18 protein-coding genes are annotated in these 17943 nt (G+C 61.1%); 7 read left to right on the top strand and 11 right to left on the bottom strand.

The window, feature by feature from the left end:
• Complete coding sequence (locus tag Q1A89_RS03395; RefSeq protein WP_299723808.1) at positions 1–2043, bottom strand: NADH:flavin oxidoreductase; 2043 nt, start codon at positions 2041–2043, stop codon at positions 1–3.
• A gap of 150 nt (positions 2044–2193) precedes the next feature.
• Here Q1A89_RS03395 and Q1A89_RS03390 point away from each other — a divergent pair, with 150 nt between their 5' ends.
• Entirely contained in the window at positions 2194–3066 is an 873-nt protein-coding gene (locus Q1A89_RS03390) for a LysR family transcriptional regulator (protein WP_299723805.1), read from the top strand.
• 215 nt (positions 3067–3281) lie between these two features.
• Positions 3282–3512 (top strand): hypothetical protein, encoded by a 231-nt coding sequence (locus Q1A89_RS03385; RefSeq protein WP_299723803.1) that lies wholly within the window; start codon positions 3282–3284, stop codon positions 3510–3512.
• Positions 3513–3597: 85 nt separating this feature from the next.
• Here Q1A89_RS03385 and Q1A89_RS03380 read toward each other — a convergent pair whose 3' ends face one another.
• The gene (locus Q1A89_RS03380; RefSeq protein ID WP_299723800.1) at positions 3598–4899 is read right to left on the bottom strand and encodes a Hint domain-containing protein; all 1302 of its coding nucleotides are present in this window, start codon (positions 4897–4899) and stop codon (positions 3598–3600) included.
• Between the two features lie 361 nt (positions 4900–5260).
• On the opposite strand from Q1A89_RS03380, the gene Q1A89_RS03375 reads away from it, so the two are divergent.
• Positions 5261–5848 carry a DUF805 domain-containing protein gene (locus tag Q1A89_RS03375; RefSeq protein ID WP_299723797.1) on the top strand — a complete coding sequence of 196 codons (588 nt, stop codon included), beginning with the start codon at positions 5261–5263 and terminating at the stop codon, positions 5846–5848.
• On the opposite strand, the gene Q1A89_RS03370 is transcribed toward Q1A89_RS03375, so the two are convergent.
• From Q1A89_RS03370 to Q1A89_RS03350, 5 genes are all read right to left on the bottom strand, one after another.
• On the bottom strand, positions 5849–7219 hold the full coding sequence (locus Q1A89_RS03370; RefSeq protein ID WP_299723794.1) for a glutamate--cysteine ligase: 1371 nt from the start codon (positions 7217–7219) through the stop codon (positions 5849–5851).
• A 136-nt stretch (positions 7220–7355) separates the two neighbouring features.
• The gene (locus Q1A89_RS03365) at positions 7356–8039 is read right to left on the bottom strand and encodes a VPLPA-CTERM sorting domain-containing protein (protein WP_299723791.1); all 684 of its coding nucleotides are present in this window, start codon (positions 8037–8039) and stop codon (positions 7356–7358) included.
• Positions 8040–8131: 92 nt separating this feature from the next.
• A complete protein-coding gene (locus Q1A89_RS03360; protein WP_299723787.1) occupies positions 8132–8668 on the bottom strand; it encodes a hypothetical protein in 537 nt (178 codons plus the stop codon).
• Positions 8669–8881: 213 nt separating this feature from the next.
• A complete protein-coding gene (locus Q1A89_RS03355) occupies positions 8882–9751 on the bottom strand; it encodes a GNAT family N-acetyltransferase (RefSeq protein WP_299723784.1) in 870 nt (289 codons plus the stop codon).
• Positions 9748–10473 (bottom strand): 16S rRNA (uracil(1498)-N(3))-methyltransferase, encoded by a 726-nt coding sequence (locus Q1A89_RS03350; RefSeq protein WP_299723782.1) that lies wholly within the window; start codon positions 10471–10473, stop codon positions 9748–9750. The genes Q1A89_RS03355 and Q1A89_RS03350 overlap by 4 nt, the downstream gene beginning before the upstream one ends.
• An 11-nt stretch (positions 10474–10484) precedes the next feature.
• Between Q1A89_RS03350 and ubiA the strand changes: the two genes are divergently transcribed.
• From ubiA to Q1A89_RS03335, 3 genes are all read left to right on the top strand, one after another.
• Positions 10485–11447: a 4-hydroxybenzoate octaprenyltransferase gene (gene ubiA, locus Q1A89_RS03345; protein ID WP_299723779.1), complete on the top strand. Its 963-nt coding sequence runs from the start codon at positions 10485–10487 to the stop codon at positions 11445–11447.
• Positions 11448–11509: 62 nt separating this feature from the next.
• Positions 11510–13414, top strand: a complete 1905-nt coding sequence (locus tag Q1A89_RS03340) for an OmpA family protein (protein WP_299723776.1) — start codon at positions 11510–11512, stop codon at positions 13412–13414.
• A complete protein-coding gene (locus tag Q1A89_RS03335; protein WP_299723772.1) occupies positions 13407–13733 on the top strand; it encodes a hypothetical protein in 327 nt (108 codons plus the stop codon). Before Q1A89_RS03340 ends, Q1A89_RS03335 begins: the two co-directional genes overlap by 8 nt.
• Before the next feature lie 138 nt (positions 13734–13871).
• On the opposite strand, the gene Q1A89_RS03330 is transcribed toward Q1A89_RS03335, so the two are convergent.
• The 3 genes from Q1A89_RS03330 to pgsA are packed head-to-tail and all read right to left on the bottom strand — an operon-like array spanning position 13872 to position 15227.
• Entirely contained in the window at positions 13872–14312 is a 441-nt protein-coding gene (locus Q1A89_RS03330; protein ID WP_299723769.1) for a molybdenum cofactor biosynthesis protein MoaE, read from the bottom strand.
• Between the two features lie 4 nt (positions 14313–14316).
• Entirely contained in the window at positions 14317–14562 is a 246-nt protein-coding gene (gene moaD, locus Q1A89_RS03325; RefSeq protein WP_299723766.1) for a molybdopterin converting factor subunit 1, read from the bottom strand.
• A gap of 5 nt (positions 14563–14567) precedes the next feature.
• Positions 14568–15227, bottom strand: coding sequence for a CDP-diacylglycerol--glycerol-3-phosphate 3-phosphatidyltransferase (gene pgsA / locus Q1A89_RS03320; protein WP_299723763.1), 660 nt, complete (start codon positions 15225–15227; stop codon positions 14568–14570).
• 213 nt (positions 15228–15440) lie between these two features.
• Here pgsA and Q1A89_RS03315 point away from each other — a divergent pair, with 213 nt between their 5' ends.
• On the top strand, positions 15441–16016 hold the full coding sequence (locus Q1A89_RS03315) for a VPLPA-CTERM sorting domain-containing protein (protein ID WP_299723760.1): 576 nt from the start codon (positions 15441–15443) through the stop codon (positions 16014–16016).
• A 33-nt stretch (positions 16017–16049) separates the two neighbouring features.
• On the opposite strand, the gene uvrC is transcribed toward Q1A89_RS03315, so the two are convergent.
• A complete protein-coding gene (gene uvrC / locus Q1A89_RS03310; RefSeq protein WP_299723757.1) occupies positions 16050–17939 on the bottom strand; it encodes an excinuclease ABC subunit UvrC in 1890 nt (629 codons plus the stop codon).
• Positions 17940–17943: the final 4 nt, after the last annotated feature.

The following is a 17943-nucleotide window of genomic DNA, read 5'->3' as shown; positions in this document are numbered from 1 at the left end:
TCAAAGATCCTTCATCAGCCGCAGCGCATCATAGATCGAAGCGTGGGTGTTGCGGGCGGCAACCGCATCGCCGATGCGGAACAGCTGGAAAGTGCCGTCAGGGTTCGGCGTCAATGCCTGCGCACGCCCCTCGATCAGAGCGTCATGATCGACCTCACCAAGGTTGCGTGAGAGCGGTTTGAGATCAAAGTAGAGGTCCGCGTTGGGCAATGTGCCGTAGTTCACCACGATCTGGTCAAAGCTCTTGTCGCGACGCTTTCCACTGTAATCCGAGCCGATCTCGGCCAGCAGCCGGTTGCCCTCCTTGCGCACCCCCAGCAATCGCCTCGCGACGGTCATCTTGACGTCTTTGTCCTGCAGGGTGGTGACGTAGGGCACCAGATTCAGCCCCATGACTTCCGGGGCAAAGGTGCGGTCTGGGGTCATGACCTCGACCGTTGCAGTGTCGGCGGCGATCTCTGCGGCTTGCAATCCGGCGTGATCTCCGGCCTCGTCAAACACCAGAACGTCTCCGCTCGCGGTCACATCACCCGACAGGATGTCCCAAGCGCTGATGACGTGGGGCAAGTCCTCCATCTGCTCGTAAAGGCGCATCTGCGGTATCCCGCCCGTGGCGACAATCACCAGATCAGGGTTGAGTGCCGTGATATCCGTAGCCTCGGCCCACGTGTTGAATTGAAACTGCACGTCCCGGGCCGCACATTGCGCCATACGCCAATCGATGATGCCGATCATTTCGCGGCGACGTGGCGATTGTGCGGTCAGGCGCACTTGCCCGCCGGGCTGATCTGCTGCCTCAAAGACAGTCACATCGTGGCCACGCATTGCAGCGACCCGGGCTGCTTCCAATCCACCGGGCCCCGCACCAGTCACGACGACCTTGCGGGGTTTTGGCGCGGTTTGGATCACATGGGGCATCGTCAATTCGCGGCCCGTCGCTGGGTTGTGGATGCACAAGGCTTCTCCGCCCTGATAAATCCGATCAAGGCAGTACGTGGCGCCGACACAGGGCCGGATGTCGTCCTCACGTTCTTCCACAATCTTTTGCACCAGATGCGGGTCGGCCATATGGGCGCGGGTCATCCCGACCATGTCCAGATGGCCCGCCGCAACAGCGTGGCGGGCGGTGGCAACATCAGGAATGCGCGCGGCATGGAAGGTCGGCAGGCCGATCTCGGCTTTGATGCGCCCGGCAAAATCCAGATGAGGCGCAGATGGTGAGCCTTGCAAAGGGATGACTTTGGACAAGTCCGGATCGCTGTGGATACGCCCGCGGATGACGTTGAGGAAATCGACCAGCCCTTCGGATTTGAGCATTTGCGCGATGTGGATCCCTTCGTCGTCGGTCACCCCCCCCGGTGTTGCCTCGTCCGCCGTGAAGCGCACGCCGAGCAGAAAATCGTCTCCCACGACCGCGCGCATGCCAGCCAGCACCTTGCGCACAAACCGCGTGCGACTCTCCAACGACTGCGGACCATAAGGCCCCTCAAGCTCATTCGTGAGCGGGGACCAGAACTGATCTGCCAGATGGCCGTAGCATTCAATTTCCAGCCCATCCATGCCGCCAGCTTTCATCCGTTCAGCGGCGTCGATGTAATCCTGAATGATGCGGGCGATATCCCAGTCTTCCAGCAGTTTGGGATTGTACCTGTGCGCTGCCTCATGGTGATGGGTGGGTGCGACGGATGGCAGCCAGTTGCCCTTGCTCCAGCCTGTGCGACGGCCCAGATGGGTCAACTGGATCATCACAGCGCAGCCATGGTCGTGCAACTCGTCCGTCAGGCCCTTGATCCACGGCACCACCTCGTCCTTGTAGGCCAAAACGTTGTTGAAGGACGGTGGGCTGTCCCGCGACACACAGGCTGATCCGGCCGTCATCGCCAGCGCCACGCCGGCCTTGGCCCGTTCTGCATGATAGGCGCGATAGCGTTCCTTGGGCATGCCGTCGTCGGGATAGGCGGGTTCATGGCTGGTGGTCATGATCCGATTGCGCAGCGTGAGGTGCTTGAGTTGATAGGGTTGCAGCAGGGGATCGTTGTTCATCTCAACCTCCGACACAGGCGCGGTTTTTGTTCGGACAGAAACCACTGGGCCTCTGCGCCGCCAAATCGGCCTTTCGATTGCTTGAGAGAAGAGATGTTTTTGCTCCATTGAAGCAAGACAAATAATCTTTCCGACCTATAAGGTGATGTTATGAGTCGACCTGACCTCCCCTCATTGAAAGCGCTTCGCGCCTTTGCGCTCGTAGTCGAACATGGCAGTCTGTCGGCCGCGGCCCACGCTTTGAACGTGACCCAACCCGCGGTCACCCAGCAGGTCCGCGCGCTCGAGAAGCACCTGGGCAAAAAGCTGTTGAAACGGCATGGGCGTGGGGTGTTGCTTACAGATGATGGCCAGATTCTGGCCCAATACCTGCAACGCGGTTTTGACGAGTTGCAGCGCGGTATCGAGGCGGTCGCGGCCAACAAACACCCTACCAGTGTGCGCGTGACGACATCATCTAGCTTTGCCGCGTTTTGGCTGGTCCCGCGCGTTGCGGCGTTTCAGGCGGCGCATACCGGCATCAGCGTGCAAATCGACCTGAGCGCAGAGACACGCGCAATCGACAATGACGGTTTTGATGTGGCCATTCGGTTCTGCCTGCGAGATGACCTGCCACATGGCATCAATCCCTTGCTCGACGTCGCCCTGAACGTCCTGTGCCATTCCACGCTTCGCCCTGCAGAACCGGTGTCTGGCGACGACCTCAAGACCTTGCCCTGGTTGCAGGAACTGGGTGTCACCGTGGTGTACGATCGGTTCGTTCGGCAAGGCATCGAGGAATGTGTGCCCTCCCAGATCTCTGAAATGCCCGGCAACTTGATCGTCGATGCGATCAAACGCGGCGAGGCGGTGGCCTACACGGTTTGTGATTGGGTTGCAGATGATTTGGAACGGGGTGACCTTGTGGCCATTTGGGACACGCCGGAACGCGGATGCTACTTCGCGCTTGCGGACAATCCGACCCCCGTCTGCCAGGCTTTTTTGGATTGGTTGCGGATCAACGCGGCCGAGGTAAGGGCGTGACATGTGAGTGCTCTACACAAGGTCTGCCCGATCAACCAACGCGCTTCGCCCAGTATGGACCGTGAGCAACAAAACCGATCCATAAACCCGAAATACTCTATGCGCTCATATGACATATTGTGTGTTCGAGATCTCGTGCATACCTAAGGATAGATAATTTAGATGAGGACTATGTTTTGAAGCATTCAGTTCCAACGCGGAGAGATCCTTACGCGATGGTGGCCCAGGCCCTGAATTCTGGCTGGAACGACGTTCATTCGGTTCCATTGAAAGGCGAAGGTGAATTTCTGGTTCTGACATTGTCGGGGCTGACCAGATTGGCAAGATTTCGACGAAGCTATCGCAAAATCCGCAAGGCGGACGGCTATGGACCAGAGCGCATTACCGTGAATGCCGTTGCCACGGGGAACTACCTGGCCGCAATCGCGTGGAAGTGGCCCGAGTAGCCGCGCAATCACCGCTGGTTCCGAGTCTCCGTGCGGCGTTCAGGCAATTTGAGCTATGGCAGTCGCCGACAGCGATGCGCCCGACCTAGGACGCCAACGACTTCACGTTTCCTGACTCACTCTTTCTGTGCACCTGATCAATTGCATTGGTCTCGTCCACCAATTCAGCCTCGAAACGCTCATGGGCGAGATCCATATCCCACTTCCGGATCTCCTTCGCGACCAGTTGCGCCTTTTTCTTGAGGCCAATCGCTAGGCGCCTTTGGACAGCTCTCACTTTCAGGCATTCCCGCGCTGGGGGACCGTTAAGCGCGGCATCGGCCGTTGTCGCGCCGCCAAAGACCTCGGAAATCGCCCGCCGCTCAAGGGGCGTCATCCCATCAAGAACGATTGATCCCAACAGCAGTGATTCCGTCTGGCATCCATTTGCGGTGACCACCTCGTGCTGATCACAGGCGAAATGAATCCACGTGATGTGTTGCTTTCCGTTCATGTGCCGAATTCCGGGAAGCGATGTCAGTGATTTCGCCGGGGCAAACGCCTCGCGGGCAAAGATATGCTGCAGTTGCCCTGCCCCGCCGACAAGGATGCGGTGTTGTGGCGATACAATCAGGTCCCGCGTCGGCAGGTTCTGACCCAAGGCGCCTGCCTTGATAAGGACCGGTTTCTCATCTGTTGCGGCGTCGTCCAGGGCATGCGTGTTGTTGCGTATCCAGCGGATTGTCTGGATACCGCGATCCAGGGTCACCACATGATCTCCGGGCTTCAGGCTTTCGACGGGGCGTTCCCCCTCTGGCGTGGCAATCAACGTGCCTTGCGCAAAGCATGCGACGCCCGGACTGCCCGGACTGGGCGATCCTTCGGCCCATTCCCCATTGGCATCTCTGGTAAACGCAACACCGTTTGGGCCGTCGCTGTTCAGGCTCTCGCCGCCACCGATCTGATTGGTTCCGGTGAAGCCCGATGGCGGCGACGGGGGCTGAACCGGATCGCCATAGGAAAAGACGATGAAGTCCCCGGTCGTCGGATTGACGAGGTAAATCGTGTCGTTGCTCGACCCTTCGCCATCTTGAAGAAAGTCGTCGCCTTCGTTCAGACCCGCATCATAGAAACCGTCAGGCGGCGTTCCCGTGTATTCACCGACGATCGTTGCCGTTTGACCCGGTTCAATCGTGTCGCTTGCGCCGAATTCGTAGAGCAGCCCGCCGCTGTCCGACCAGACCTGATACCCTTCCAGCGAAATCGCGCTGCCTGTCGTGTTTTGCAGCTCGATATACTCGTCGGACTTGTTGTGCGTCCCGTCGCCATCCGTGTCGTGGCCGGCAACAAATGGCGAATTGTCGACCAGAAATTCGCTGAAAATCAATCCGTCGAGTACGTCTGCCATGATGAGAACTCCGCGTGTCTTAAGTTCAACAGCGTCTTGCTAGCGCATCTGTCCTAAAGAAACGTGCAGATCGTCACCGGGCGCCATTCCGCACGGCTTTAGGCGCCTTTACCTCGCCGCAGTACTTCCAGCCGAACGCGTCTATCGGGTTAGCTGCGGCCGTTCTGGACCACCCCGGCACATCCCACCCGGATCAAAATCAATGCAAACGTGCCAACCGAAATGCCGTGCTATCCCGCCCGAAAAGACGCTCCCACCCCAACCGCCACGCGATGGCACAAAAGCTGCCACAGTGCCGCCAGAATGCTCCCTCATAGCGTGAAAGAACACTTGTCCGTCAGACAAAAGGGGCGCAAGCGCCATGGGATTCTTCGAGGCCATCAATTCCGTCTTTGCCGGTTTTTTCAAGTTTTCGGGGCGCGCCACGCGCGCTGAATTCTGGTGGTTCTTCCTGTTCGAAGTCATCGCATTTACGGTTCTGGGGGCAGTGGACGCTGTGATGGCGTTCAACGTATTGGCCGCAGCGGGCGGCAACGAATTGGCGCTTTTGACCCTCAGCCCGTTTGATTTCATGCTGACCTATTACTTTATCATCACCTTCTTTCCACGCCTGACGGTGACCATCCGCCGCCTGCATGACGTAGGTCTGTCAGGATTTTTCTACCTGTTTTACTTCGTGCCATTTGTCGGCGGTCTGGTGGTCTTTGTACTGACGCTGCTGCCATCCGAGGCGGATGACAACATCCATGGCCCCCATTATCGCCCCACCGGAGGCCCCCGCCGCGACCCCGAGGGCCGCCCGCGCAAGCATGACCCGATGCAGGGCTATGCAGTGCTGGACCGGGTCAACGCGCCCGTAACCCCGGAAATGCAGGCCGCCCGCAAGGCCGAAGTGCGTGCCCTCTATGAGCAGCGCGTGCTGGGCAAGGGGCCAATCGTCGCCGAATGATCAGTAGGAATAGGCCTTGAACACCCGCGTGACATCGCCGTTCCAGTCACCGTTATAGTGATCGATCAGCTCGTCTGCCGGGGTTTTGCCTGTCTCGATCGTTTCCTGCAGCGCGTTCAGAAAGTGGGTCTCGTCCGGGATCATGCCCCCGGCACCGGGCCGCGCCCGCGCAGTGAGGCCGGCATGAGAGATCGCAACGGCCTCGCGGGCCAGATCATGCATGTTCACGCCGCCCACTTGCGCCTGCAGCCCGTCGACCGAAGCCCCCACACGCAGACCTTCGCGCGTTTCCGCATCGAACCCTTTGACAAGATCCCAGGCCGCATCGAGTGCGCCCTGATCATACATCAGCCCCACCCAAAAGGCGGGCAGCGCGCAAAGGCGGCGCCACGGACCGCCATCGGCCCCGCGCATCTCGATAAACTTCTTCACCCGCGCCTCCGGAAAGGCCGTCGTCATGTGATCGGCCCAATCGCTGAGTGTTGGCGTCTCACCCGGTAGCGCAGGCAATTCACCCTTGAGGAAATCGCGAAACGACATGCCAAGCGCGTCGACATATTTGCCGTCGCGGTAGACAAAATACATCGGCACATCGAGCACATATTGCACCCAACGCTCGAACCCAAAGCCGTCCTCAAAGATGAAGGGCACCATGCCTGCGCGCACGTTGTCGGTGTCGCGCCAGACGCGGGAGCGCCACGATTTGTGCCCGTTGAGCTTGCCTTCAAAGAAGGGCGAGTTGGCAAACAGCGCCACGGCCACAGGCTGCAACGCGACGGCCACGCGCATCTTTTGCACCATGTCGGCCTCTGAGGAGAAATCAAGGTTCACCTGCACGGTGCAGGTCCGCCGCATCATCGTGCGCCCCATGGTGCCAACCCGGCCCATATAGGCGTCCATCAGCTTGTAACGCCCCTTGGGCATCAGGGGCATGTCCTCGTGCAGCCAGTGCGGGGCGGCGCCCAGACCGATAAAGCCTGCGCCGAGGTTTTCGCACACGTCCTTCACTTCGGCGAGGTGCTGGTTCACCTCGTCACAGGTCTCGTGAATGGTCTCGAGCGGTGCCCCGGCCAGTTCCAGCGCGCCGCCGGGTTCGAGCGAGATGTTGCACAGCCCCTTTTCGAGGCCTGTCAGTTTACCCCCTTCACGCACCTCGGACCAGCCATGGCGGTCGCGCAGACCACCGAGGATCGCCTCGATCGAGCGTGGGCCCTCGAAAGGCAGCGGTTTGAGTGTGTCAGTGCAATAGCCGAACTTTTCATGTTCGGTGCCGATGCGCCAATCCTCGCGCGGCTTGCAGCCATCGGCCATGTACTGGGCCAGTTGGTCGTGATGTTCGATCGGCCCGCCGCCGGACTGGGGGATGGACATGGGGCACGCTCCGCATTGGCCTTGGATTAAGGCTCAAGGGATGGGGCGATTTGGCCCCGGTGTCAATGCGGGCAGGGTCGGTGTGCAGTCACGGAACGGTGCGCAGATGCGCAGCGTTCCGTGCAACAGGTTCGGGTCAGCTTTTCTGACGGCGGCGCATCAGGCCGATGGCACCGAAACCGGCCAGCAACAGCGGCAGGGACGCGGGCAGCGGCACTGGAGCGACCGGCTGGTCGGAAAAGGTGAAGTCGTCGAGCGCAAAGTTGAACGTGCTGGAACCGGTTCCGTCGATGACCACAGAAGTGATATCCGTCGCGCTGCTGGCAAAACCAAAGAACTCAAGGCCGTTGGACGCCACCGACAGGCTTTGCGTGACAGACGGGCCCGAAACGAAGTTGATGGTGATGTCAAAGCTTGGCATCAGCATGTTCGTTACAAAGCCGAATGCGGTTTGTGCGACATCGAACGTGACTGTCAGGTCACGCGGCGCAGTTGTGCCGATGCTGTCGAGGAAGCCCCCGTTGAACCCACCGCCGGAATCGATGTTGAAGAAGTTCCCCGCGCCGATGGGCGTGGAAAAGGTCACACCGTCCACGATGTCGCCGGGGCTGATTGGGCCACGCGGCGTCGAGATCGACGTCGAAGCGTTCAGAACGCCAGTGGAAATGGGAAAGAGCGCGGAGGCGCCGAAATCCTCGGTGACGGCAGAGGAAAAGTCGGTCGCGAAGGCCGTCTGATCTGTATAGCCGGTGATTGTGCCCGCATGTGCGAGCGTTCCTGCGCTGATGGCGAGCGCGGAAATCAGAGTTTTTATATACATTTACATTTGTCCCTGGTTAAATCCGTGCAAGTTTATGGCACAGCACAAACCACTGATCCAATGCCTTTTTTTAAAAAAAATATCCAAGTGTGTCAGGCGCGCCCCAGTGGCGCCATCCGCGAAAGATCTGCGCCGGCCCGTTCCCAGATCACAACCGGCGTGTCCGGTGTATCATGCAACTGCGCCAGCATGCGTTCAGTCTTGAGCCCAGGCAGGCTCGCAAAGGCATCAAACAGCGCATCCGCGCCGTCCGCATCGATCGGAATCATCAGTGGGGGTTGACCCTGCTGTTCCAACCGCCAATGCGCCGGACGTTGTGCGCCATCCAGGATCAGTCGTGACATCTCCCGCAGGGCCACGGCCCCGCCGGTGAGTGGGCCGAAATAGGTCACCTGCCCCTCGTCCACCTGCACGGTCCCAAGGCCGCCACCCGCACTGCGAAAGCGCCCCCGTTGCAGGCCCACCATGATCAGCGCGCCTGCCGCCACCAGCATGACCGGCGCCAGGTAACCCAACAAGCCGCCCGGCCCGGCAAGCCACCAGAGCGCCAGCACAGCCAAAGCAATGCCCACAAGCACTTCGCGCCAACGCCAGAGTGCGGCTGTCGCCTCAGGTCGGAAAAAAGTCATGCGGTATCCCTGCTCTGAGAAGGTGATTGCGGTATCATAACGGCCAAGCCGCAGGTTGCGCCATGCTGCCATTGCACATGCTCGGTTCGAGTGTGCGTTTCTTGGATTCCTCGCGCAGCCGTTCGTCGCAATGTATACCCGGATATTAATGCGTCGCAGGCTGACCAACGAGAAATCACGTCGCCGACACGTGGCGTGGACCGCGATACGCGCTCATTGAGCATCGTCGTTATCCCCGACAATTTGAGGCGTGCGCAGCAGTGCAACCCGATATTCACCGACGTGCTGGAACCCCAGCGCCTCATAGGCATGTGCGGCTGCGGCGTTGTTGGCAAAAAGCACAGATTGCGTCACCCCTTGGGCCGCGCAGCGCCGCAGCAATCCGGCCACGGCGCGCCGCGCATAGCCGTTCCCGCGCATCCCGTCCGGTGTGAACACGCCGCCCAACTGGACAGTATCGGGCAGACGCGCATTGATCCCTGCCATGGCCACCGGTGTGCCTGCATCTTCGAGGATCACGACATCCGGGCTGTCTATGGCCGCCGCTGCGCGGGCGCGGGCCTGTTCAGAAGGTCCGTCCTCGGCCAAACTCTGTCCGGTATCGAGCGCATAGGTCGCATACCAGTTTTCCAGCAGAGCCAGATCACGCGGCTCGGGCGTGCGCACGTCTGCGGGCAGGTCAGGCAAGGCCGACAATTCCAACTGGTAAAGCGGCTCGTCCGCAAGCACCATCCACGGCCCCAATAACAGCCCGGTCGCCTTGAGACACTGCGCAACCTGCACGGGCCGCCCGGTCATTCCCGCCACGGTGCGCCCCTTGATCAGCGCGGCAAACGCCGCCCATGCCTCGGGTGGGGCATCGGGTGCTTGTGCCAGCAGATAGCCGCCGTTCGAGATCGCAAAGACACCCGTGATCTCTGTCCCTTCGGGCACAAAATACGTGGTGCCGTGGCGATGATCCCGATTGTCCGTGCCAAAGGCCGCAAGGTTTGCGCGCAGGAACATTGATGTGGCCGGGTGCTGAGTCAGAAACGCGTCCAATGCCACCGCATCATCTGGCCCGGCCTTGCGCAGCAGGGTCATTGCCAGTCCCCCAACTGCTGCTGCCAGACGGTCATCGCAGCCACAGCGGCGGTGTCGGCACGCAGGATGCGGGGGCCAAGCGACACGGCATGCGCTGCGTCGAGGCCATTGAGGCGCGCGCGTTCCTTGTCCGAAAACCCGCCCTCCGGCCCGATCAGGATCGCCCAGGGCCCGGGCTTGTCCCGTAAGGCGGAGGTGTCCTCCGCCCCGGCCAGTGCCTCGTCGCAGAACATAAGCTGTCTGTCACCCAAATCCGCCAACACGCGGTCGAGCCGCGCCATCTCGGCCACCTCTGGCACATAGGTGCCGCCGCATTGCTCGGCTGCCTCAATCGCATGGGCCTGCAAGCGATCACGTTGTACGCGGCCTGCATTGGTGAATTCCGTCTGCACCGGCACGATGCGCCGCGCGCCCATCTCGGCGGCCTTTTCGACAATGAAATCCGTGCGCGCCTTTTTGATCGGGGCAAAGAGCAGCCACAGGTCCGGGGGCATCTGCAATTCGCGAGTCTGTGCGGCACAGGCCAACACGCCGCCACGCTTCCCCGCCTCAACCACCTCTGCGCGCCATTCGCCATCGCGTCCGTTGAAAAGCAGCACCGCCGCCCCGATCCCCAGCCGCATCACGCCGAACAAATAATGCGCCTGCTCCCGCGACAATGGCACGGATTGCCCTGCCCCCAGAGGGTGATCTACATAAAGGCGGATTTTTGCATCACTCATGAAGGCAACATATGACCAACCCGATCCCTTCACCAGACGGTCACGTCGCCGATGCAGTAAAAGGCAACTGGGTGGACACGATTGCCCCCGAGGCGACGCGCCCCTACTTGCGGCTGTCGCGCGCGGATCGGCCGATCGGCACATGGCTGTTGCTGCTGCCCTGCCTGTGGGGGCTGACCCTGGCGATGGTGCATGACGGGCAGGCCAGTTGGCATGATGCATGGATTGCCATCGGATGCGCCGCCGGGGCCTGGCTGATGCGCGGGGCAGGCTGCACATGGAATGATATCACCGACCGCGACTTTGACGGACAGGTGGAGCGGACACGCTCGCGGCCCATCCCGGCGGGTCAGGTCAGCGTGCGCGGCGCCGTGATCTGGATGTGCGCGCAGGCGCTGATCGCCTTTGCGATTCTGCTGACCTTTCATGTGAACGCGATCCTTCTGGGCATCCTCGCGTTGCTGCCGGTCGCCATCTATCCCTTTGCCAAGCGGTTCACATGGTGGCCGCAGGTCTTTCTGGGCCTCGCCTTCAACTGGGGGGCATTGCTGGCCTGGACTGCGCATACCGGACAACTCGAAGCGCCTGCGGTCGTGCTCTATCTCGCGGGCATCGCATGGACGCTGTTTTACGACACGATCTATGCCCATCAGGACACCGAAGACGACGCGCTGATCGGGATCAAATCGACCGCGCGCCTGTTCGGGACCAACACGGCCCCTTGGCTGCGTCGGTTCCTGATGGGGACGGTGGGTCTGATGGGGATCGCCGTGATCTTTTCGGCGATCGATGACGCGTCGGTCATGGCGATGGTACTGGCCCTCGGCGGGCCATGGGCCATGGGCTGGCACATGGCGTGGCAATTGCGCGGGCTCGACATCGAGGACCCGGCCAAATGCCTCCAGCTGTTTCGCGCAAACCGGGATACCGGCATCATTCCGCTGCTCTTTTTTGGTGCGGCCCTGTTCGTTTGATTGAAACATCCCCGCGACAGGCATAGACCTGTCAGGCACTCACAACGTCCAAAGGCCCGCTGATGCGTCTGTCCTCGCTTTTCATCATTGTCGGCACGTTCTTTGCGGCAGCCCTTATGTCGCTGATCGCAGCCAACCTGTCGGTGAAATTGATCGAGGAAAGTTCCGAAATCGGGGTGCGAGACGCGCTGGATGCACGGGAAATGACATGGGCCGAGGTTCAGGCTGACGGACTTCAGGTCACGCTGGCCGGGATCGCGCCCACCGAAGCCGTGCGCTTTGCCGCCCTGTCGGCCGCGGGCACGGTGGTCGATGCAGCCCGCGTGATCGACGACATGGAGGTCGAGGCCGCTGCCGCCATCGCCCCGCCCCGCTTTTCCGCCGAGGTCCTGCGCAATGATGCGGGCCTGTCGATCATCGGGCTGATGCCCGCCACCACGGATCGCGGGGCCGTGCTGGAACGGATTCGCGCCATCAGTGGTCGCAAACCCGTCACCGACCTGATCGAAGTGGCCGATTATCCCGCCCCGGAAGGTTGGGAAGACGCGCTGGGGTTTGCTCTGACCGCGATGGAGAACCTGCCTCGCGCCAAGGTCTCGGTCGAGGCGGGGCGTGTCAGCATCACCGCCATCACCGACAGCGCCGAGGAAAAGGCGCGGCTGGAGCGCCGCTTGCAACGGGCCAGCCCACCAGGACTGCGGGTGGTGATGGATGTGGCCGCCCCCCGGCCCGTGATCACCCCCTTTACCTTGCGGCTGGTCAAGGACGAAACCAGCACCCGGTTTGACGCCTGTTCGGCAGACACGGACGCCACCCGCGACCGCATTCTGGCCGCAGCGGCAGAGGCAGGCATGCAAGGAACTGCCATCTGCACCGTGGGCATGGGCGTGCCCAGCCCCAACTGGGGGCGCGCCGTGACACAGGCCATCGCGGCCCTGTCCGATCTGGGCGCCGGGTCGGTCACCTTTTCGGATGCAGATGTGACGCTGATCGCCGCGGAAGGCACACCGCAGGCCGACTTCGACCGGGTGGTGGGCGAGTTGGAAAACCGCCTGCCGGATGTCTTTGCGCTTTATGCCAAGCTGCCCGAAACCGTGGACCCCAATCAGGGCCCGCCAGAGTTCGTGGCGACGCTGAGCCCGGAGGGGTTGGTGCAACTGCGCGGGCGCCTGTCGGATGAAAACCTGCGCAACGTGGCCGACAGCTATGCCAAGGCGGCGTTTGGCTCGGACAATGTCTATACCGCCACGCGGCTGGTCGACGACCTGCCGGGCACATGGCCCGTGCGCGTGCTGACGGGCCTTGAGGCGTTGGCGCAACTCTCCAACGGGGCGGTCACGGTGACGCCGGACAGCCTTGTGGTCGCAGGCAACACCGGCAACCCCGAGGCCAGCACCAACATCGCCTCGCTTCTGGCCTCCAAACTGGGCGAAGCGGCGACATTTGACATCCGCGTCATCTACGAGGAAAAGCTGGACCCGGTTGCCTCGATCCCCACGCCGGACGAATGCGAGGCCGAGATCGCGGCGATCGTGGCCGCCTCGAAAATCAACTTTGAACCGGGCAGTGCGACGATCGATGCGAGCACGCTGGGCACGATGGACGACATCGCCGAAGTGCTGAAACTGTGCGGAGATATTCCGTTGGAAATCCAGGGCCATACCGACAGCCAGGGGCGCGAGGAAATGAACCTGAACCTCAGCCAGGCCCGCGCTCAATCGGTGCTGAACGAATTGCGGGCCCGCCGCGTGCTCACCGCCTCATACGTCGCCACAGGCTATGGTGAAACTGATCCAATTGCCGACAATGACAGCGAAGAAGGACGCGAAGCCAACCGGCGCATCGAGTTCAAACTGATCCGCCCGAAACGGAGTTTACCTGTCGGCGAAACAACGCTGGAATCCATCGCCGGTTCGAGCGATATAGAAGTCCCAGGTGACGGCACGATAGGACCAGCAGATGAGTAGAGCCGAGTTTGTCATTGCGACGGCGATCGTTCTGTTCGTCGCATTTTGTCTCGGCTGGTTTGCCAATTGGCTGATCCACCGCTTTACCCGCGTGGCAGCAGGGGATGTGGCCGAACTCGACCGGATGAGCCAGGAGTTGCACGAGGCCGAGGAAACCCGCGATCAGGCGATCACCTATCTGCAACAACGCGAGGCGGAACTGACCAACCAGCTGGCCCAGACCGAAGCCGAGCTGCGCGCGGCCATGGACGGACTGCGCGATGCGCGCCACGAAACCGAAGAACTGCGCGCCTGGATCGAACGGCAACAAGCCAGCTGATGGGCGGACGACACGTCCGCCTTACAGGCCAGACCATCCCAGTCCGACCTGCTTCTCTGTTTTCAAAAAATCCTGGGGAGTCGCGCCAGCGACGGGGCAAAGCCCCTCATAAAATGGCGTCGCGCAGCGGCCTTTGGATCACCAGCGGTCCAGCGCATCCTCGTCTGCCGCTTTCGCCTCGACCCAGGCCGCTCCGTCCGAGGTAACTTCCCGCTTCCAGAACGGCGCGCGGGATTTGAGGTAGTCCATCAGGAATTCCGCTGCCTCGAACGCATCCTTGCGGTGGCGTGCTGCGGTGGCGACCATCATGATCATCTCGCCCACGCGCAGGGGGCCATGACGGTGAATGACCAGCGCATCCTCAAGGCTCCAGCGGGACACTGCCTGCGTGGCGATCTCCTCCAGCGCGCTTTGGGTCATGCCTGGGTAATGTTCGATCTCCATCACCTCCAGACCACCGGCCACGTCGCGCACGACGCCGGTAAAGGTGACGATGGCGCCAGACGCGCTGCAGCCTTGCGCGAACTTCTCGGTCTCGACTCCCAGATCGAAGGGGCTGTCCTGCACGACGACGCGCATGGGCCTAGCCCCCTGTCATCGGGGGAAAGAACGCCACTTCGCGCGCGCCGTTCAGGGAGGTGTCGAAATCGACCAGTTCCTGATCGACCGCCACGCGCAGGGCCGAGATATCGGCAAAGGCAGCGGCATAGCGTTCTTCGCGCCCACGCAATTCCTCAACCAGATCCATAACTGTGGCGGCAGAGCTGTCCACCCGTTCGCGCGGCAGGCCAATGCGTTCGCGCACCCATGCAAAATAGAGAACATCCATCGCACTCATCCTTTCAGAAAAGGCATCGCCTTGCGGAAATAATCCCAGCCCGTGATCAGAGTCAGCGTCGCCGCGATCCACAGCAACCACAGCCCGATGCGACCCGCCCACTCGGCCCCCGCCAGCTTCCATCCCAGGCCTTGCAGATCGGGCTGTTCTCCATTGAGGATCGAGGACACCATCTGCTCATCCATGCCCCAGATCGACATGCCAAAGTAATGTTCGAACACGCCTTGCGAGAACAGCACGGCGATGGCGACCATCTGCAGCGTGGTTTTCCATTTCGCCAGTTGTGTGACCTTCAGCGTGCCCGCCGTGTCGCCAAGGAATTCGCGCAGGCCGGACACGAACACCTCGCGAAACAGGATCATCGTGGCGGGCAGCACAAGCCAGGGCGACCACGAGGAAAAGGCGATGATCACCATCAGTGCGATCACCACCATCGCCTTGTCCGCGATGGGATCAAGCATCGTGCCAAACCGGGTCTGCTGGCCCCAGGCCCTCGCGAGATAACCGTCGAACCAGTCGGTGATCGCCGCCCCGACAAACAGAACCACGGCAAAGATATCCGCGTAAGGCCGTGTGAAATAGAGGAACATCACCGCCACCAGCGGCGCCGCCAACAAGCGCAGAGTCGTGAGGATATTCGGAATGGTCCAGATCATGGCCGCACCCTATCCCGCAAGTTGCGGGCGTTAAAGCGCGATCCGATCATCCGGTCTCAAATTGGCGAGACCGGTCAAACGAGGGCGATACCGCCCCACGTCATTGCAACACGAACTGTCGGGCAAAGGCACACAACCCTATCAGAATCACTCGTTTTCGGGTAATTTTCCCTCACTGATTGAATATCCAGTATTTTTCGGAAAGGATTTGAGATGATAAAATTACTCTGCGCTGCAGCCGTTCTGGCACTTGGCGCCACGGCTTCACATGCCACGGTATTGAACTTTGACAGCACAGCCGATTGCACAACCTTCGAGGTGACAATCACGACCGGGCCCATGGCGACGGCTTGTCAGATCGACAACGGCGGGACCCTGCCCGGGGTGACGGCATTGGTGGCAACGGGCGTGACGACGTCCTTCTGGACGGCCACGTTCAACGGCGTCGGGTCGGGTATCTCGGTTGATCTGGGAGACGGAGGGTCGGACTCTGATCGTCTGTTCCTCACGGCATTTGATTTGATGGACAATGTCATCGAAAATGTGACGCTGGACATTTCCGGATCGACATCCGGACTGATGACCCTCGCGCTTTCGACAGCAAGTGCCGCCTATATCCGGTTTGGGGTAACGGGCGAGATCGGCAATGGCGGCATTCTGGCGGACAACCTGACCTTTACCGTCACGCCGCCATCTGCGGTACCGCTGCCGGCCGGCGCGCTGCTGCTGCTTGGGGGGCTTGGCGGGCTTGCTGCGCTAAGGCGCAAGTCGTCTCGCACGTCGACCTGACAGACCAGACGGAGGCGCACGGACACGTGCGCCTTACGTGTCGTGAAAGAAGTCGTAGACTTTTTGCGCCAGCCCTTCTGACACACCCTCGACAGCTTTGAGGTCGGCGAGATTGGCGCGCCCGACGGCCTTGGCAGACCCGAAATGCGCCAGCAGCGCACGCTTGCGCGCAGCACCCACGCCCGGAATATCATCAAGCGGGTTTTTCATGTTAGACTTGGCCCGCTTGGCGCGGTGTGTGCCGATGGCAAAGCGGTGCGCCTCGTCCCGCATGCGCTGCACGAAATAAAGCACGGGATCGTTGTGGCGCAGCGCAAAGGGGCGCTGACCGATACGGTGGAATTCCTCTTTGCCCGCGTCGCGGTCCACGCCTTTGGCCACACCAACCATGGGGATGTCGCCCACCCCATGTTCGCCCATGATCTGGGCCACCGCGCTCACCTGCCCTGCCCCGCCGTCGATCAAGAGCAGGTCCGGCCACATGCCTTTTTCCCGGTCCGGGTCCTCGGCCAGCAACCGTTTGAACCGGCGGTGCAGCACCTCTTTCATCATCCCGAAATCGTCGCCAGGCACCAGGTCATCGCCCTTGATGTTGAACTTGCGATAGCTGTTTTTCATGAACCCTTCGGGGCCCGCAACGATCATCGCACCCACGGCGTTGGTGCCCTGAATGTGGCTGTTGTCATAGACCTCGATGCGCTCGGGCACTTTGGACAGATCAAAGGCCTCGGCAAGCCCCTTCAGCAGTTTGGTCTGAGTGGCACTTTCCGCCATCTTGCGTGCGAGGCTTTCGCGGGCGTTACGCAATGCGCTGTCCACCAACTCGGCCTTTTCACCGCGCTGAGGCACCAGCAGCTCGACCCTGCGCCCCAGCTTTTGCCCAAGGGCGTCGGCCATCAGGTCGGGGTTTTCGATCTGGTTGGACAGGATCAACTGTCGCGGCGGTTCCTTGGTGTCATAGAACTGGCCCAGAAACGCCTCGAGCACTTCGGCGGCGTCCACATCCGCACCCACGCGGGGGTAGAAATCGCGGTTGCCCCAGTTCTGGCCCGCGCGAATGAAAAACACCTGCACGCAGGCCTGCCCGCTTTCCATGTGCAGGGCCACGATGTCGGCCTCGTCCACGCCTTTGGGGTTGATGCCTTGGGCCGATTGCACCTGCGTCATGGCGCGGATGCGGTCGCGCAGGGCGGCAGCGCGCTCGAACTCCATATCTTCGGAGGCTTTTTGCATCTGGCCCGCCAATTCCGCCTGAATGTCGGTGCTGCGCCCGGACAGAAAGCGTTCGGCGTCCTTGACCGTTTTGGCATAGTCCGCTTCCGAGATCAGGCCCACACACGGGCCCGAGCAGCGTTTGATCTGGTATTGCAGACAGGGACGCGTACGGGTCGAAAACATCGAATCCGTGCAATTGCGCAGCAGGAACACCCGCTGCAACTGGTTCAGCGTGCGATTGACCGCGCCCGCGCTGGCAAAGGGGCCGTAATAGGCGCCCTTTTCCTTTTTGGCGCCGCGATGCTTTTTGATCTGCGGAAATGGGTGATCGCCGGTCACGAGGATATTTGGAAAACTCTTGTCGTCACGCAACAGCACGTTGAACTTGGGCTTGAGCTGTTTGATCAGGTTCTGTTCAAGCAGCAACGCCTCTGTTTCTGTTCGCGTGGTCAGGAACATCATCGAGGCGGTCATCGAGATCATGCGCGCGATGCGCCCGGAATGCTGCGCCGAGGGGCGGGAATAGTTCGACACGCGGGCGCGCAGGTTGCGGGCCTTGCCGACGTAAAGCACCCGACTTTCGCGGTCGAGCATGCGGTAAACACCGGGCGAAGCATCCAGCGTTTTCAGATAGCCCTGAATGACCGCATACCCCACCGGCGCGGCAGGTTCGCTTTCAGGTTGTGGGGTATCCTTGGAGGTGGTCATTTGA

This window comes from uncultured Tateyamaria sp., from assembly GCF_947503045.1.
Classification (GTDB): Bacteria; Pseudomonadota; Alphaproteobacteria; order Rhodobacterales; family Rhodobacteraceae; genus Tateyamaria.
This window is presented reverse-complemented; position numbering and strand designations above follow the sequence as displayed.